14 protein-coding genes are annotated in these 17027 nt (G+C 64.3%); 11 read left to right on the forward strand and 3 right to left on the reverse strand.

The features are described 5' to 3' along the window. Window positions 1-62 precede the first annotated feature (62 nt). The 7 genes from DK459_RS18330 (at window position 63) to DK459_RS18360 (ending at window position 10364) form a co-directional block, all read left to right on the forward strand. Window positions 63-1628 (forward strand): ABC transporter substrate-binding protein, encoded by a 1566-nt coding sequence (locus DK459_RS18330; protein WP_006385878.1) that lies wholly within the window; start codon window positions 63-65, stop codon window positions 1626-1628. Between the two features lie 26 nt (window positions 1629-1654). Continuing rightward, window positions 1655-2596 (forward strand): ABC transporter permease, encoded by a 942-nt coding sequence (locus DK459_RS18335; protein WP_006385877.1) that lies wholly within the window; start codon window positions 1655-1657, stop codon window positions 2594-2596. Between the two features lie 9 nt (window positions 2597-2605). Next, window positions 2606-3511, forward strand: coding sequence for an ABC transporter permease (locus DK459_RS18340; RefSeq protein ID WP_006385876.1), 906 nt, complete (start codon window positions 2606-2608; stop codon window positions 3509-3511). A 5-nt stretch (window positions 3512-3516) separates the two neighbouring features. Continuing rightward, window positions 3517-5202, forward strand: coding sequence for an ABC transporter ATP-binding protein (locus DK459_RS18345; RefSeq protein ID WP_020926290.1), 1686 nt, complete (start codon window positions 3517-3519; stop codon window positions 5200-5202). Window positions 5203-5246: 44 nt separating this feature from the next. After that, entirely contained in the window at window positions 5247-6656 is a 1410-nt protein-coding gene (locus DK459_RS18350; RefSeq protein ID WP_024070431.1) for an amidase, read from the forward strand. A gap of 52 nt (window positions 6657-6708) precedes the next feature. Beyond that, window positions 6709-8184: a M81 family metallopeptidase gene (locus DK459_RS18355; protein ID WP_020926288.1), complete on the forward strand. Its 1476-nt coding sequence runs from the start codon at window positions 6709-6711 to the stop codon at window positions 8182-8184. A gap of 209 nt (window positions 8185-8393) precedes the next feature. Then, complete coding sequence (locus DK459_RS18360; protein WP_058207491.1) at window positions 8394-10364, forward strand: DUF945 family protein; 1971 nt, start codon at window positions 8394-8396, stop codon at window positions 10362-10364. Window positions 10365-10575: 211 nt separating this feature from the next. On the opposite strand, the gene DK459_RS30630 is transcribed toward DK459_RS18360, so the two are convergent. Continuing rightward, a complete protein-coding gene (locus DK459_RS30630) occupies window positions 10576-10740 on the reverse strand; it encodes a hypothetical protein (protein ID WP_155523077.1) in 165 nt (54 codons plus the stop codon). Window positions 10741-10967: 227 nt separating this feature from the next. Here DK459_RS30630 and DK459_RS30435 point away from each other — a divergent pair, with 227 nt between their 5' ends. From DK459_RS30435 to DK459_RS18365, 4 genes are all read left to right on the forward strand, one after another. Then, complete coding sequence (locus tag DK459_RS30435; RefSeq protein WP_131727226.1) at window positions 10968-11882, forward strand: hypothetical protein; 915 nt, start codon at window positions 10968-10970, stop codon at window positions 11880-11882. A 57-nt stretch (window positions 11883-11939) separates the two neighbouring features. Beyond that, complete coding sequence (locus DK459_RS30440; protein ID WP_131726752.1) at window positions 11940-12419, forward strand: hypothetical protein; 480 nt, start codon at window positions 11940-11942, stop codon at window positions 12417-12419. A gap of 27 nt (window positions 12420-12446) precedes the next feature. Then, complete coding sequence (locus DK459_RS30445; protein WP_131727228.1) at window positions 12447-12704, forward strand: hypothetical protein; 258 nt, start codon at window positions 12447-12449, stop codon at window positions 12702-12704. An 87-nt stretch (window positions 12705-12791) separates the two neighbouring features. Next, complete coding sequence (locus tag DK459_RS18365) at window positions 12792-13463, forward strand: C39 family peptidase (RefSeq protein ID WP_232254262.1); 672 nt, start codon at window positions 12792-12794, stop codon at window positions 13461-13463. A gap of 134 nt (window positions 13464-13597) precedes the next feature. On the opposite strand, the gene gcvP is transcribed toward DK459_RS18365, so the two are convergent. Further along, the gene (gene gcvP, locus DK459_RS18370; protein WP_110134965.1) at window positions 13598-16471 is read right to left on the reverse strand and encodes an aminomethyl-transferring glycine dehydrogenase; all 2874 of its coding nucleotides are present in this window, start codon (window positions 16469-16471) and stop codon (window positions 13598-13600) included. 91 nt (window positions 16472-16562) lie between these two features. Beyond that, entirely contained in the window at window positions 16563-16940 is a 378-nt protein-coding gene (gene gcvH, locus DK459_RS18375; protein WP_006385867.1) for a glycine cleavage system protein GcvH, read from the reverse strand. Window positions 16941-17027 lie beyond the last annotated feature (87 nt).

Raw genomic sequence — 17027 nt, forward strand, 5'->3', positions numbered from 1 at the left:
CGCGGCGCGTCAACGACGTAGCGGCAATCCGCGCCGCTCACTACGCATAAAAGGGGAATTTCATGCTCAAGTTCGTCCGCGCGGCCGCGTTCGCCGGCGCCACCCTGCTGATGGCCCATGGCGCCTACGCCGACACCGTCATCAAGGCGGTGATGCATTCGCCGCTGCGCCTGACCGATCCGCACGCCACCACCGCGTACATCACCACGTGGCACGGCTACATGATCTACGACACCCTGCTGGCCACCGACGCCGACAACAAGATCCAGCCGCAGATGCTGGAAAAGTGGGATGTCTCGGCCGACGGCAAGACCTACACCATGACGCTGCGCCCGGGCCAGAAATGGCATGACGGCAAGCCGGTCACGGCCGAGGACTGCGTCGCGTCGATCAAGCGCTGGGCCGCCGGCGACGGCATGGGCCGCACGCTGCTGAAATTCACCGACAAGATCGAAGTCATCGACGACAACAGCTTCCGCATCGTCATGAAGGAACCCACGGACCTGGCGCTGCGCGCCCTGTCCAAGCCGACCGGCACCGCGCCGTTCATGATGCCCAAGCGCATCGCCGAACTGCCCATCGGCCAGCCGATCACCGACATGACCGGCTCGGGCCCGTTCAAGGTCATCGAGTTCAAGCCAGGCGTGAAGACCGTCTACGCCAAGAACGCCGACTACGTGCCGCGCAAGGAACCCGCCAGCGGCCTGGCCGGCGGCAAGGTGGTGAACGTGGACAAGGTGCAATGGGATGTGATGCCCGACGCCCTGACCACCGCCAACGCCCTGCTGGGCGGCGAAATCGACTTCGTCGAGCAGTTCCCCTATGACCTGCTGCCGATGATCGAAGGCAACAAGGACCTGAAGGAAGAGTCGCTCAGCCCGGTCGGCTACTTCACGATGTACCGCTTCAACTTCAAGTACCCGCCCTTCAACAACAAGAAGATCCGCCAGGCCGCGATGTACGCCATCGGCCAGGAAGACGTGATGAAGGCGCTGGTGGGCAATCCCAAGTACTGGAAGACCTGCGCCTCGCTGTGGGGCTGCGGCACGCCGCTGGAATCGGACATCGGCAAGGACGTGGTGGTGCCCTCGAACATCGAGAAGGCCAAGGCCCTGCTGAAGGAAGCCGGCTATGACAACACCCCGATCCTGGTGATGCACGCCACCGACGTCGGCACGCTGTCGGCCCAGCCGGTGGTGATGGCCCAGGCCCTGCGCAAGGCCGGCTTCAACGTCAACCTGGCGGCGATGGACTGGCAGAGCGTGGCGACCCGCCGCGCCTCCAAGGCGGCGCCGGCCGAAGGCGGCTGGAACATCCACAACACCAACTGGTACGCCACCGACGTGATGGACCCGGTGCGCTCGGCCCCGGCCGCGGCCAACGGCGACAACGCCTGGTTCGGCTGGCCCGACTTCCCCCAGGTCGAGGAACTGCGCACCAAGTTCGCGCTGACCTCCGATCCGGCCGAGCAGAAGAAGATCGCCGATGAATTGCAGCGCATCGGCATCGACGAGGGCCTGTACGTGCCGCTGGGCCAGATGTCGGTGCCCACCGTGTATACGGCCAAGCTCTCGGGCCTGGTGCATGCGCCGGTGTTCGCGTTCTGGAATGTGAAAAAAGCCCCTTGACGGGCAAGTAGTTCAGGGGGAAATACATGCTGGCATTCGTCTCACGCCGGCTCCTCGCGACCATCCCCGTTCTGGTGATGGTCGCGGTGGTGGTCTTTGCGATATTGCGTTTGAGCCCGGGTGATCCGGCCATCATCATGGCCGGCGACGGCGCCACTCCCGAGCGGATCGAACAGATCCGCCAGACGATGGGCCTGGACCAGCCGATGGCCAGGCAGTTCTTCATCTGGGGCGGCAAGCTGCTTCAGGGTGACCTGGGCACCTCGCTGATGTCCGGCGTGCCGGTCACCCAGCTCATCGGCCAGCGCCTCGAACCGTCGTTGAGCCTGGCGCTGTTGACGCTGGTCTTCACGCTGATCGTGGCGATCCCGCTGGGCGTGCTGGCGGCCTGGCGCCAGGGCCGGCTGCTGGACCGCGCGGTCATGGGCTTTTCGGTGCTGGGCTTCTCGGTGCCGGTGTTCGTCACCGGCTACCTGCTGATCTGGGCCTTCGCCATCAAGCTGGGCTGGTTCAACGTGCAGGGCTACACGCCGCTGGCCAATGGCTTCTGGTTGTTCCTGCATCGGCTGATCCTGCCGTCGCTGGCGCTGTCCACCGTGTACATCGCCCTGATCGCGCGCATCACGCGCACCAGCGTCATCGAGGTGATGGGCGAGGACTTCATCCGCACCGCGCGCTCCAAGGGGCTGACCGAGACCGGCGTGCTGCTGGGCCACGCGTTGCGCAATGCCGCGGTGCCCATCGCCACGGTGGTGGGCCTGGGCATCGCGCTGCTGATCAGCGGCGTGGTGGTGACCGAATCGGTGTTCAACATCCCCGGCCTGGGCCGGCTGGTGGTCGAAGCCGTGCTGGCGCGCGACTACCCCGTGATCCAGGGCCTGACGCTGTTCTTCGCCTTCGTCTACGTGTTCATCAATCTGGTTGTCGATTGCGCCTACACGGTGTTCGACCCCCGTATCCGATACTGAGGCCACGCCATGCAAACGCCAACCGACGCCGCCGCGCAAGCGGCCGCCGATCTTCCCGGCGGCGGCACGCCCCACGTCACCGCCTGGCGCCAGATCCGCCAGGGCCTCAAAAGCTGGCCGGTGATGCTGGCCCTGGTGGTGCTGCTCATCATTGTCGCCATCGCCCTGTTCGCCCCGCTGCTGGGCACGGTCGACCCGACGTCCATCAATCCCGGCGCGCGCCTGAAGCAGCCGTTCACCGATTACCTGTTCGGCACCGACGCCTTCGGCCGCGACGTCTGGTCGCGCGTGGCCTACGGCGCGCGCGTCTCGCTGATCGCGGGGCTGGGCGCGGCGGTCATCAGCGTCACCATCGGGCTGGTGGTCGGCGTCATCGCCGGCTGGTTCCGCTCGCTCGACGGCATCATCATGCGCACCATGGACGCCATCATGGCGATCCCCGGCATCCTGTTGGCGATTGCCCTGGTGTCGGTCACCGGTGCCAGCCTGATGACGGTGCTGGTGGCCATCACCATCCCCGAGATTCCACGGGTGGTGCGCCTGGTGCGCGGCCAGATCCTGACCGTTCGCGGCGAGCCCTACGTCGAAGCGGCGCTGGCGCTGGGCACGCCGCTGCCGCTGCTGCTGTGGCGCCACATGGTGCCCAGCACCATCGCGCCGCTGACCGTGCAGGGCACGTATGTGTTCGCTTCGGCCATGCTGACCGAGGCCATCCTCAGCTTCCTGGGCGCGGGCATCCCGCCCGAGATCGCCTCCTGGGGCAACATCATGTCCGAAGGCCGCATGTACTTCCGCATGCTGCCTGGCCTGATCCTGTTCCCGGGGCTGTTCCTGTCGCTGACCGTGCTCAGCGTGAACATCCTGGGCGACGCGCTGCGCGACGCCCTCGATCCGAAAATGGTGCGCAGGATCTGATGCCGATGACCTACTCTCCCACTCCCCCCGCGGGCGATACCTCGTCCGCCGTGCTGGCGATCCGCAACCTGTCGGTGGAGGTCGGCGGCGCCGGCAACCGCGTGGTGCGCAACCTGAGCCTGGACGTGCACGCCGGCGAAACCGTGTGCGTGGTCGGCGAGTCCGGCTCGGGCAAGTCGGTCACATCGCTGGCCGTCATGGGCCTGTTGCCGGCCGGCGTGCTGCGCATCAGCGCGGGCTCGATCCGCGTCGAAGGCGAGGACGTGGCCAACGCCACGCCGCGGCGCCTGCGCGAACTGCGCGCCACCCGCATGGCCATGGTGTTCCAGGAACCCATGACGGCGCTGAACCCCGTGCACACCGTCGGCAAGCAGGTCGACGAAGTGCTGCGCCTGCATCGCCGCATGTCGGCCGCCGAACGCCGCGCCAAGGTACTGGACATGTTCCGCTCGGTGCACCTGCCCGACGTCGAGCGCATCTACGATGCCTATCCGCACCAGCTCTCGGGCGGCCAGCGCCAGCGCATCGTGATCGCGATGGCGCTGATCCTGGAGCCCAAGCTGCTGATCGCCGACGAGCCGACCACGGCGCTGGACGTCACCACGCAGAAGCAGATCCTGCTGCTGATCAAGGAACTGCAGGTCAAGCACCAGACCGCCGTGCTGTTCATCACGCACGACTTCGGCGTGGTGGCCGAGATCGCCGACCGAATCGTGGTGATGAACCGCGGCGACCTGATCGAAAGCGGCACCCGCGACGAGATCCTGGCCGAACCCAAGCAGTCGTACACGCGGCGCCTGGTGTCGTCGGTGCCCAGCCTGGTGCCGTTGCACCGCGAAGCGCCCGCGGGCGTGCCGGTGCTGCACGTCAAGGGCCTGGGGCGCACCTACGGCGGCAAGCGCTCGCTGTTCTCGCGCAGCGCGCCGCGCAACGTGATCGCGGCAGCAGACGTCAACCTGACGCTGCGCAAGGGCGAAATCCTCGGCATCGTGGGCGAGTCCGGCTCGGGCAAGTCGACCGTGGCGCGCTGCATCGTGCGCCTGATCGAACCCACCGCCGGCCACATGATGATGGGCGGCGAAGACCTCAGCACGCTGTCCGGCGCGGCCCTGCGCCCGGTGCGGCGCCGCATCCAGATCGTGTTCCAGGATCCTTACCGCTCGCTCAACCCGCGCCGCACCGTGGGCGAGTCCATCATCGAAGGCCTGCTCAACTTCGGCGTGCCGCGCGAGCAGGCGCTGCAACGTGCCGGCGAGACGCTGTCGGTGGTCGGGCTGAGCCCCGACGCCATGCGACGCTACCCGCACCAGTTCTCAGGCGGCCAGCGCCAGCGCATCTGCATCGCCCGCGCGCTGGTGATGGACCCCGAGATCCTGGTGGCCGACGAAGCCGTGTCGGCGCTGGACGTGTCGGTGCAGGCGCAGGTGCTGGAACTGCTCGAGCAGGTGCGCGAGCGCACCGGCGTGGGCGTGCTGTTCATCACGCATGACCTGCGCGTGGCCGCGCAGATCTGCGACACCATCATGGTCATGCAGCGCGGCAAGGTCGTCGAGACCGGCGCCGCCCAGGCCGTGCTGACCGATCCCCGCCACGAGTACACCCGCGCCCTGATCGACGCGGCGCCCGGGCGCGACTGGGACTTCCGCAACTTCCGGCCCGTGGCGGCCGGGCTGGCGGCCCCCGCCGCCTGAGGCGTCCCAATCAACCCAGGCATCCCACGCAATCGGAATCCGCCATGTCGCAACCGCATGAACTCTCGGCCCAGGAGCTGCTGGCCGCCTACCGTAACAAGACCCTGTCGCCGGTCGAGGCGACCCGCTCGGTGCTCGACCACATCGCGCGCTGGGAACCGCACATCCACGCCACCTATGCGCTCGATCCCGACCAGGCGCTGGCGCAGGCGCGCGCTTCCGAGGCGCGCTGGATGAAGGGCGAGCCGCAGGCTTGCGGCGGCTACTCGCTGGACGGCGTGCCCGCCACCATCAAGGAAAACATCGCCACCCGCGGCGTGCCGGTGCCGCTGGGCACGGCCGCCACCGACTTGACGCCGGCCGCGGCCGACGCCCCGCCGGCGGCGCGCATGCGCGAGGCCGGCGCGGTAGTGCTGGGCAAGACCACCATGCCCGACTACGGCATGCTGTCCTCGGGACTGTCGAGTTTCCATGCGCTGACGCGCAACCCCTGGGACCTGAGCAAAAACCCGGGCGGCTCCAGCGCCGGCGCCGGAGCGGCGGCGGCGGCGGGCTACGGCCCGCTGCACATCGGCACCGACATCGGCGGCTCGGTGCGCCTGCCGGCCGCCTGGTGCGGCATCGCCACGCTCAAGCCCAGCCTGGGCCGCATCCCCATCGACCCTCCCTTCATGGGCCGCTGCGCCGGCCCCATGACCCGCGACATCACTGACGCCGCGCTGATGATGGGCGTGCTGTCGCAGCCCGACGCGCGCGATCACATGAGCCTGCCGTTCCAGGACTTCGACTGGCTCAACCTGGATATCGACGTGCGCGGCCTGCGCATCGGCCTGCAGCTCGAAGCCGGCTGCGGCCTGCCGCTGGACCCGGAGATCCGCGCCGCCGTCGAAGCCGCGGCCCGACTGTTCGAGTCGGCCGGCGCCATCGTCACGCCGCTCAAGCCGTGGATGACGCCGGAGATGCTGGACGGCGTCGACCGTTTCTGGCGCACCCGCTCGGCCATCGACCTGGGGGCCCTGCCGCAAGCGCGCCGCGACAAGATCCTGCCGTTCATCCGCGCCTGGGCCGAAAGCGGCGGCGGCCAATCCGGCGAGGCCGTGTTCCGCAGCTACTACGAAACCCTGAACGTGCGCGCCAAGACCGTGGCCGCCACCGCCCCCTACGACTACGTGCTGTCGCCGGTGGCGCCGGTGGTGGCCTACAACGCCGAGTGGGCCGCGCCTACCAACGAGGTCGCCACGACCATGCACCACATCGGCTACACCTTGCCCTACAACATGAGCGAGCAGCCGGCCGCCTCGGTCAATTGCGGTTATACCCGGGCAGGCCTGCCGATCGGCCTGCAGATCGCCGGCGCGCGCTTCGACGATCTGGGCGTGCTGCGCGTGGCCCGCGCCTGGGAACGCATGCGCCCGGCCCAGCAGCCCTGGCCGCAGCCGCCCCGGGCCGTCTAACCCGCGCTGACCGGCCCGATCCCCTTCCCCTTTGGCAACCACAGGAATTCCCATGCGTTGGCTTCTGGCAATGATCAAGCACGAGACGAACACCTTCTCGCCCGTGCCGACCCCGCTCGCGCGCTTTTTCCGCGGCAATCCTGAAATCCTGGCCGGCGACCGCGCCATCCGCGCCTACGAGAACACCGACAGCGGCCTGGGCGGCTACATCGAGGTGGCGCGCCGCGTCGGCGCCGAGATCGTGGTGCCGGTGGCCGCCGAATCCTGGCCCAGCGGCCCGGCCAGCGCCGAGACCCACGAGCTGCTGTGCAAGCGGGTGCTGGACGAGGTCCGCAAGGGCGGCTACGACGCCATCCTGCTGGACCTGCACGGCGCCATGGTGGCCGAGGGCGTGGAAGACGCCGAGGGCGACCTGCTGCGCCGCCTGCGCGAGATCGATCCCAAGACGCCGGTGGCGGTGACGCTGGACATGCACGCCAACATCTACGCCGACATCGTCGACAACGCCACCGTCATCAGCGGCTTCCATACCTATCCGCACGTGGACATCCGCGAGGCCGGCGTGCGCGCGGCCAACGTCATCGTGCGCACGCTCAAGGGCGAGATCAAGCCCGTGATGACCTGGGGCGGCAAGCCCATGCTGCCGCACGTCATGTGCCAGGGCACCCACGCCGATCCCAACAAATCGCTGCAGGAGCGCTGCCGCCAGCTGGAGGCCGATGGCGTTCTGGCGGCCTCGGTGTTCGTGGGTTTCCCCCACGCCGACATCCGCGAGGCGGGCCTTAGCGCCGTGGTCTGTACGGACGCCAACCTGGCCCAGGCGCAGCAATACCGCGACGAACTGCTGGAGCGCGCCTGGAACGACCGGGCGAAATGGGTGTTCCATTCCGAGCCGCTGGCGCCCACCATCGCCCGGGCCAAGGCCATCGAGCAAGGCCCGGTGGTGTTGCTGGACCACTACGACAACACCGGCTCCGGCGGCACCATGGACACCACCGCGGTGCTGGCCGAGGTGCTGCGCCAGGAATTGGACGACGTGGTGTTCTACGCCATCTGCGATCCCCAGGCGGCGCGCGAGGCCGCCACGGCGGGCGTGGGCAGCACCGTCACCCTGCCCCTGGGCGGCAAGGTGGACATGCCCGCCATCAAGCGGGCCGGCGAGCCGCTGACGGTGACCGGCCGGGTCAAGCTGGTGTTCGACGGTGTCTACCTGAACCGCGGCCCCATGTATCGGGGCGTGCGCAATGACACCGGCCTGACGGTGGTGATCGATACCGGACGGGTCGAGATCGTGGTGGTGTCGCGCCACCAGGAGCCCTTCGACATCAATTGCCTGCTGTCGGCCGGCATCGATCCGCTGCAAAAGCGCTATGTGGTGCTCAAGAGCCGGGTCCACTGGCGCGCCGGCTTCTCCGAGATGGCCACCGAGATCATCGAGTGCACCGGCGTGGGCGTCACCACCTCCGACTACGGCCAGCTTGACTTCAAGCATGTGCGCCGGCCGATCTACCCGCTCGATCCCCTGTAAAACACGCGTTGTCGACAATATGGCCGGCGCCCGAGGGCGCCGGCTTTCATTTTGAAATCTTCGGTAACGGCGCGCACTGCAACTGGCTACCCCGCCTCGGTATACTCGCCGCGGGTCCTGACAGGCCGATGAATATGTCCCATTGCCCGCGCCGCTCGACGGCGCCGCGCCGCAGGGACAAGACTCGACAATCAACGACAAAGCAAAACATGAAAAAGAGCGTAGCGATCACCTTAGCCGTGGTCATAGTGGGAGCGGGAAGCTGGGTGGGTGCTACCTGGTACACCGGCAAGCGCATCGAGGAAGGCGCGCAGCGCCGCCTGGCCGAGGCCAACGAGAAGCTGGCCAAGATCACGCCTTTGTTCGGCCTGCGCATCGACCAGATCAAATACGAACGCGGCCTGTTCTCGACGCAGGCGCGCTACGGCGTGTCGTTCGTCAAGAGCGACAAGAGCCTGAGCGACATGCCGGACGGCATGTTGGAATTCGATGCCCAAATCGAGCACGGCCCGTTCCCCAAGAGCGCGCTGGCGCGCGGCGCCATCGCGCCCAAGCTGGCTTTCGTCCACACCGAAATGGCCAAGACGGACAACGTCAAGCCGGTGTTCGAGCTGACCAAGGACGTCTCGCCCCTGGTCACCGATGCCATGGTCAGCTTTGGCGGCAGCACGGCATCGACCGCCCGCATCGCGCCGGTGAAGGTGACGCATGAAGGCAATTCGGTCGATTTCAGCGGCATGGAAATCACCGGCACGTTCGACCGCGGCCTGGCCGCCATCACCGCCAATGCCAAGACCGACATCCTGGCGGTGGACGGCACCAAGGGCAGCGATCCGATCAAGATGGCGATGTCCGGCCTGACCATGGACGTCGACAGCCGCATGGGCAAGTTCGGCCTGTCGGTCGGCGACTCGGGCATCAAGATCAAGCGCATCGAAGTGATCAAGCCGGACGCCGACGCCAAGGTGATCCTCGACAACTTCAGCTACACCGTCAAGCTGGCCGAGGACGACAAGAACATCAACATCCAGGCCGCCTATCAGACCGGCGACATCAACGTCAACGACGTGCCGCTGGGCAACGGCCAGGCCGTCATCAAGCTGGCCCGGCTGGACGGCGCCGCGGTCAAGCAGTTGTCCGATACCTACAACCAGCTGATACGCCAATACATGGCCGATGCCCACGACGAGGGCCTGAACGACGAACAGTTCCAGGTGCTGCTGGATAACGCCGGCAAGCTGCTGGCCGGCAATCCGTCGTTCAGCATCGACCCGATCAGCTGGAAGACCGCCAAGGGCGAAAGCAAGCTGAACGTCACGCTGGACCTGGCCAATCCTCCCAACGTCAAGGACCTGACGCCGCAGGAAATCGTGGTCAAGGCCATCAAGCAGATCGACGCCACGCTGGTGATCTCCAAGCCGATGGTGCAGGACCTGATGGTGCAGTACGCCATCAAGAAGGACGGCATGCCCGCCGACAAGGCCGAAGCCGAGGCCGCCGACAACATCCGCAGCATGTCCGGCATGGCCGAAATGTTCAACGTCGGCAAGAATGACGGCGACAACATCGTCGGCAAGTTCCACTTCGCCGACGGCATGGGCGACCTGAACGGCAAGAAGATCCCCGCCGACGAACTGTTCTCGGGCCTGCTGGGCGCGACCGGCATGGACGAGGACATGATGGACGATGAAGACGAAGCCGAGCCGGCCGTCGGCGCCACCGCCATGGACGACGACATGGCCGCCACCAGCAATGCCGACGTGGTCAACGAGTTCGACGTCGACATGGTCGTCGGCATGCTGGACGACATGGGCTACACCACGCGCAAGACCGACGGCGATGAAGGCCCGGTGCTGATCCTGGATGCCAGCAACACCGGCGCCACCGACCTGCGCCTGGAATTCCTGTGCAACGACTTCTCCGAGAAGTGCTACGACCTGGTCGCCACCGCCACCTACGCCGGCAAGAAGCCGGCCACGCTCAAGGCCATCAACGCCTGGAACCAGCAATACCGCTGGACCCGCGCCTACCTGGACGACAAGAACCAGGCCGTGCTGCAGATGGACATGAACGCCGAAGGCGGCATTGGCAAGAAGAACCTGCAGATCCTGCTGAACACCTACTTCAGCATCACCGAGGAATTCGCCACCGCCATCACGGCGGCGCCGGCCAGGAAGTAAGGCGGCCGCGCAAAAACACCCCTCATCTTATGAACTGACGTCCCAAATCGTACAGTCCGCAGTCAAAAGGCCTGAGCTCGGTTCAACACCGGACTCAGGCCTTTTATTTAATCTAACAGTACGGGCCTGTTAATACAGCCAAGCCTGTGCGGTCTGGAATATGGGACGGCATGTTGGCCTGAGCCGGGCCAGCGCCCTCTTCAACATGCCGTCAACCTGTAGAAACAGCAGCCAGCGGCTGCTCTTTCCCATTGCGAAATATCCATTTTTGGATAGTCCTGATGAGCGGCAGACACAGCCGTTCGTCACACGCACGGAATTCGGCTACACCACTGGACTCTTTCTGACTAGCAGCAGTCTGCTTGTCCTGTGTCATTGCCGCGCTCCGATATCGCACCCGATTCGCTCGAATCCATTCCCAAAGTTGAGAAAGCCCTAGGCCTAGCACCATCAGTTTGGGTATTCCCGGCACACGTTGGCCCCCTCCTCTCCCACGACAACTAGGACGATTCCTATTTTTCGAGCAACGCGCGCACAACGAAATCCGGCTGATAGAATCGCCAAAAAATTACCACAAAATAATATTGAGACAGCATTAACTCGATGAAAAATGACAGACCTTATTTTCATAAGACGCTATGCGTCTGCGCGAAAAGTACCATTATCAGTTTGATTTCGCTGTTTTGCTCCCCAACGTTAGCTGAACGGCCGCTGTATGTGGAAGGTCTGGTCCCAGAAGCGGGAACATGGAAGCTCGACACCTCGGTAGCTTACGGGAATCGTGAAGATCAGGGGCTGCAAATCGGCAACCCCTTAATCATACAAACCGGCCCAACCTCTTTTGTATCCGTATATACAGACGTAGGCGAAGAACGGAAAAACACTGACATAGTGGTTGGGACTGTGGGATTGAGATATGGCCTCACGACTCGCACTGAACTCTACGTACGGGCTAGTGCCTTTTGGAGCGACACGCGATCCGCAGCCGCAGAATCTGTCTATAGCGCTTCTTCCAAAGGTCTATCAGACATATGGTTTGGAACCAGCTACCAGATCAAGGACGATGATGAGTCGCCGGGTTTAATAGGCTTCTCTCAAATTGCGCTCATGGAAAAAACGCACAATACGAGCAGTCAGTTTAAATCAGCAATGATCGGCTTGGCAGCATACAAAGCTATAGATCCAGTTGTGTTCTCTATGAACACCGCTTTAAGCATGAGTACCGCAAGAGGCGAAGGAGAAAACCGCCATACCCCCGGATCGCTATTCCTGATCAGCGGTTCCGTTGCATTTGCTGCAAATGATCGAGTCAGCCTCAGCGGCGGAGCGCAATGGACAAACAAACAACCCGACTCAGTCGCCGGAGAGAAAAGCGGCTTCCGCACCACCAGCACCGACCTGCTCCTCGGCGTGGGCTATGGCGTCACTGCAAAAAGCATAGTCAATATATCAATGATATCCGCCATTTCCGGTCGAAAAGGGGCCGACCTGAATCTCGCTTGGTCATATGCATTTTAGAAGTTTTCTTAGTGATCAAACAGCAATCATTTGCCTCAAACTTTTTGGAAGAGCACGATGAAGACAAGAACCGCAAGTTATCTCGCGTCGCTGGCGTTAGCGTTCGCGTTTACGCTCCCCGCTCACGCTGCACCACCCAGCATGTCTAATTTTACCGACGCACAGGAGCTTGGACTATTTCGCGAATCAGCTGATCTTCGCCAGCTTGTAGCGCTTTCCAAAGAGGAGATGAAGGACACGGAAGGGGCCGTATCTCCCATTATTGTTGGTGCGGCATTGGGAGCACTGGTAAACGGGGGGACATATATGGTGGGCGTAGCACGAGATAAATACCCATACTCGACAGGGGCTCTTGTAGCGAATATGACAAGCGGCGCCCTTATTGGCGCGACGACGGGAGGGCTTGGTGCCGCAGCAGGTGGCGGACTCACCGCAGGGGCAAACGTGTGGCGCGCAAATGGCGCCTTCGCCAACTTCGGAGCCAATCAGTATTTACGCAGCAGCGAGTGCCGCCTCAATCAAAAGCTACGCTGCTGACGCGGACTTATAGAAAGGGAATTGGCTATGGGGGACCTGATCGCCGCCATCATGGGATTTCTAGTCGGACTGGAGAATTCAAAACCACAAATGCGATGCCACACCCTGGCAGCCATTGCAGCAGGCCTATTATTTTTTTCTGCCGTATTAGAAGATGCCTGGAACGGCTCCCTCAACCCCCAAAGCGTTTCCATTATCGCATTGATATCAAGCGCACTTTATATATTAATTTTATTTACATTAAAATTTTTCGAAAATATAAAGCGAAAGCAAAAAAAATTATAGCCACCATAGAAAACCAACAACATCAAAATTACTGCAGAGACTACCTCAACAGCCTCGGCAGATTAATGTCCAGCAAAGACAATATTCTTGAAAGCCTGCCTCATCATTTTTATTGCAATCGCTTGCCGTACGGCTTATGCAGAAATTCTACTGGTCGGCCCGAACGGGCATCTGTATCTCCACCGACGAGTGCAAGATTGGAAAAGCCAGCGAGACAGAGACATCACCAAGCAAGATTTCGATTTTTCCTGCGGCGCCGCATCAATGGCCACGCTACTTCAAGGCGCATTTGGCTTTTCTATTACTGAGTTGCAGTTGCTGCAATTGATGGACAAGCAGAACGGCAGGGCATCTTTTGAAGACATGGCACAAGCGCTACAGGCGCTCGGATTTCAGGCACAAGGATATTCGGCCACGTTTTCCCAACTCAAGAGCTTGAAGATTCCTGTAATTCTTTATGTGAAGAACAGAAAATATGATCACTTCACTGTCCTACGCGGGATAAACCAGGATACGATCTGGCTTGCTGATCCCAGTGTCGGCAATCAGACGTTAAGCCGCCACCAGTTTTTAGAAATGTGGGAAACTGACTTAACACAGAACGACAACGGAGTCAGGCGGGGCCGGTTTCTGGCGATACTACCGTTAAAATCCGGTATCGATAATGGCGAGCAATTCTTCGACTTAGATCCGAAGAGACAATCACACCCTGCCGTTATACAAATCCCTTCCGGACTAAATCGAAAGAGGTTCCGTTGAAAAGGCAAAACGGATCTATCGCCCCGTAGCCGCCACTCCCAACGAAACCAAGGTTCGCCTAGAGTAAGAGCATTTAGGCGGCGTAGCCTCGCCACGCCGCCATACTCAATCAGATTGCCAAGCCGTCAGCGGCATCAGGCGTAGGCTTCGACCGGCAGGCAGGCGCACACCAGGTTGCGGTCGCCATAGGCGTTGTCCACGCGCGCCACCGGCGGCCAGTACTTGGCGTCGCGCAGCGAAGCCACCGGGTAGGCGGCCTGCTGGCGCGGGTAGTCGTGCAGCCATTCCTCGGCCAGCAGCATCTGCGCGGTGTGCGGCGCGTTCTTCAGGACGTTGTCCTCGCGATCGCGCTCGCCACGCTCGACCTGGGCGATTTCCTCGCGGATCGAGATCATCGCGTCGATGAAGCGGTCCAGCTCGGCCACGCCTTCGGATTCGGTCGGCTCGACCATCAGCGTGCCGGCCACCGGGAAGCTCATGGTGGGGGCATGGAAGCCGTAGTCCATCAGGCGCTTGGCGATGTCCTCGGCGCTGATGCCGCTGGTTTCCTTGAGCGGACGCACGTCCAGGATGCACTCGTGCGCCACGCGGCCGTTGCGGCCCGCGTACAGCACCGGGTAGTGGTCGCGCAGGCGGGTGGCGATGTAGTTGGCGTTCAGGATCGCGACTTCGGTGGCGCGGCGCAGGCCGTCGGCGCCCATCAGCGCGATGTACACGAACGGGATCGGCAGGATGCCGGCCGAGCCGAACGGCGCGGCCGAGACCGGGCCAACCTTGGCTTCGCCGGGCAGCTTGCCCTGCTCGTTGACCACGCCCGGCAGGTACGGCGCCAGGTGCGCGCGCACCGCGACCGGACCGACGCCCGGGCCGCCGCCGCCGTGCGGGATGCAGAAGGTCTTGTGCAGGTTCAGGTGCGACACGTCCGAGCCGAACTTGCCCGGTTTGGCCACGCCCACCATGGCGTTCATGTTGGCGCCGTCCAGGTACACCTGGCCGCCGGCCTGGTGCACCAGGTCGCAGATCTCGGTCACGGCTTCCTCGAACACGCCGTGCGTGGACGGGTAGGTGATCATCAGCGCGGCCAGCTTGTCGCCGACCTGTTCGATCTTGGCGCGCAGGTCGACCAGGTCGACGTTGCCGTTGGCGTCGGAGGCCACCACCACCACGTCCATGCCGGCCAGTTGCGCCGACGCGGGGTTGGTGCCGTGGGCCGAGGACGGGATCAGGCAGATGTTGCGCTGGTGCTGGCCGTTGGCCTGGTGGTAGCCGCGGATCGCCAGCAGGCCGGCGTATTCGCCCTGCGCGCCCGAGTTGGGTTGCAGGCTGATGTTGTCGTAGCCGGTGATTTCGCACAGCGCGGCCGACAGGCGCGTGATCAGCTCGTCATAGCCCTTGCTCTGCGAGGCGGGCGCGAACGGATGCACCAGCGCGAACTCGGGCCAGGTGATGGGGATCATCTCGGTCGTGGCGTTCAGCTTCATGGTGCACGAACCCAGCGGGATCATGGTGCGGTCCAGCGCCAGGTCCTTGTCGGCCAGCTTGCGCAGGTAGCGCAGCATGTCGGTTTCCGACTGCACGCTGGAGAACACCGGGTGCTTGAGGATGGCGCTTTCACGGGCCACCGCGGCGGGGATGCCGCTGGCGGCGGCGGCGTCGAGCGCGTCGATGTCCAGTTCGACGTCATCGCGTTCCAGGCCGGCGGCGAACACGTTCACCAGCGCCTGCAGGTCGGCGGCGGTGACGGTCTCGTCCAGCGACACGGCCAGGCGGGCGCCGTCGACGCGGCGCAGGTTGATGTGCTCGCACTCGGCGGCGGTGATGATGGCGGGCGTGGCCGGGCCGGTTTCCAGCAGCAGCGTGTCGAAGAAGGTGTCGTTGGCGACCTTGATGCCCAGCTTGCCGAGTTCGGCGCGCAGGATGGCGGTGTAGCGCTGCACGCGCTCGGCGATGCGGCGGATGCCGGCCGGGCCGTGCCAGACGGCGTACATGCCGGCCATCACGGCCAGCAGCACCTGCGCGGTGCAAATGTTCGAGGTCGCCTTCTCGCGGCGGATGTGCTGTTCGCGCGTCTGCAGCGCCAGGCGCATCGCCGGGTTGCCTTGGGCGTCCTTGGACACGCCGACCAGGCGGCCGGCCATGTTGCGCTTGAAGGCGTCCTTGCAGGCCATGAAGCCGGCGTGCGGGCCGCCGAAACCGAACGGCACGCCGAAGCGCTGGGCCGAACCGATGGCGATGTCCGCGCCCCACTCGCCGGGCGCTGCCAGCAGCGCCAGCGCCAGCAGGTCGGTGGCCACGGCCACCACCGCGCCTTGCGCGTGGGCGGTTTCGGCCAGCTTGCGGTAGTCGGCCACCGAGCCGGTGCTGTGCGGGTACTGCAGCAGCACGCCAAAGCATTCCGGCAGGCCTTCGGCCTCGTCGCCGACGGCGATCTCGATGTCCAGGCCCTCGGCGCGCGTGCGCACGACCTCGATGGTCTGCGGATGCACGTGGCGCGAGATGAAGAACACCGGGCTTTGCGACTTGGCGCTGCGGCGCGCCAGCGTCATGGCTTCGGCGGCGGCGGTGCTTTCATCGAGCAGCGAGGCGTTGGAGATGTCCAGCCCGGTCAGGTCGGCGACCATGGTCTGGTAGTTCAGCAGGGCCTCCAGGCGGCCCTGCGAGATCTCGGGCTGGTACGGCGTGTAGGCCGTGTACCAGGCGGGATTCTCGAGAATGTTGCGCAACACCACGTTGGGCGTCTGCGTGCCGTAGTACCCCTGGCCGATGTAGTTGCGAAAGACCTTGTTGCGGCCGGCGATCTGCTTCAACTCGGCCAGCACGTCGGCTTCGCTGCGCGACGGCGGCAGCGCCAGCGGCGCCTGGCTGCGGATCTTGGGCGGCACGACTTCTTCGATCAGGGCGTCCAGGCTGGGGCTGCCGATGGCGGCGAGCATGGCGGCCTGGTCGGCGTCGGAGGGGCCGATGTGGCGGGGGATGAAGTCGGTGTGGGTGTCTAGGGCGCGCGACATGGGGGATCTCGAGATGGCGGTGTCGTCGGAAGGGACGGACGGTGATGCATGGACGGGCGGCGGCGCCAGCGCCGCGCCCGCCCTGACGGGCTTAGCCGTTGGCCACGGCTTCGTAGCCGGCGGCGTCCAGCAGCTTGTCGGCATCGGCGGCGTTGACCGGCTTGATCTTGAAGATCCAGGCGGTGAAGGCCGATTCGTTGATCAGGTTGGGGTTGCTTTCCAGCTCGTCGTTGAACGCGACGATTTCGCCGGCCACGGGCGCGTAGATGTCGGAGGCGGCCTTGACCGACTCGACCACGCCGGCGGTCTCGCCCGCGTTCAGCTTGGCGCCGACCTTGACGTCGCCGACGAAGACCAGGTCACCCAGCTGGTCCTGGGCGGTATCGGTGATGCCGACGACGAACACGTCGCCTTCGGCTTTGACCCATTCATGGGACTCGGTGTACTTGCGATCGGTGGGCAGACTCATGAGGACTCCTGGGGGGATTCGGATAAGGAAATGGTGTTGCGCGCCTCGCGCCGGCGGCCGCGCCCCGCAGGGCCGGCCACCGGCGCG

It is taken from the genome of Achromobacter sp. RW408 (genome assembly GCF_003184165.1).
Lineage (GTDB): Bacteria > Pseudomonadota > Gammaproteobacteria > Burkholderiales > Burkholderiaceae_B > Achromobacter > Achromobacter xylosoxidans.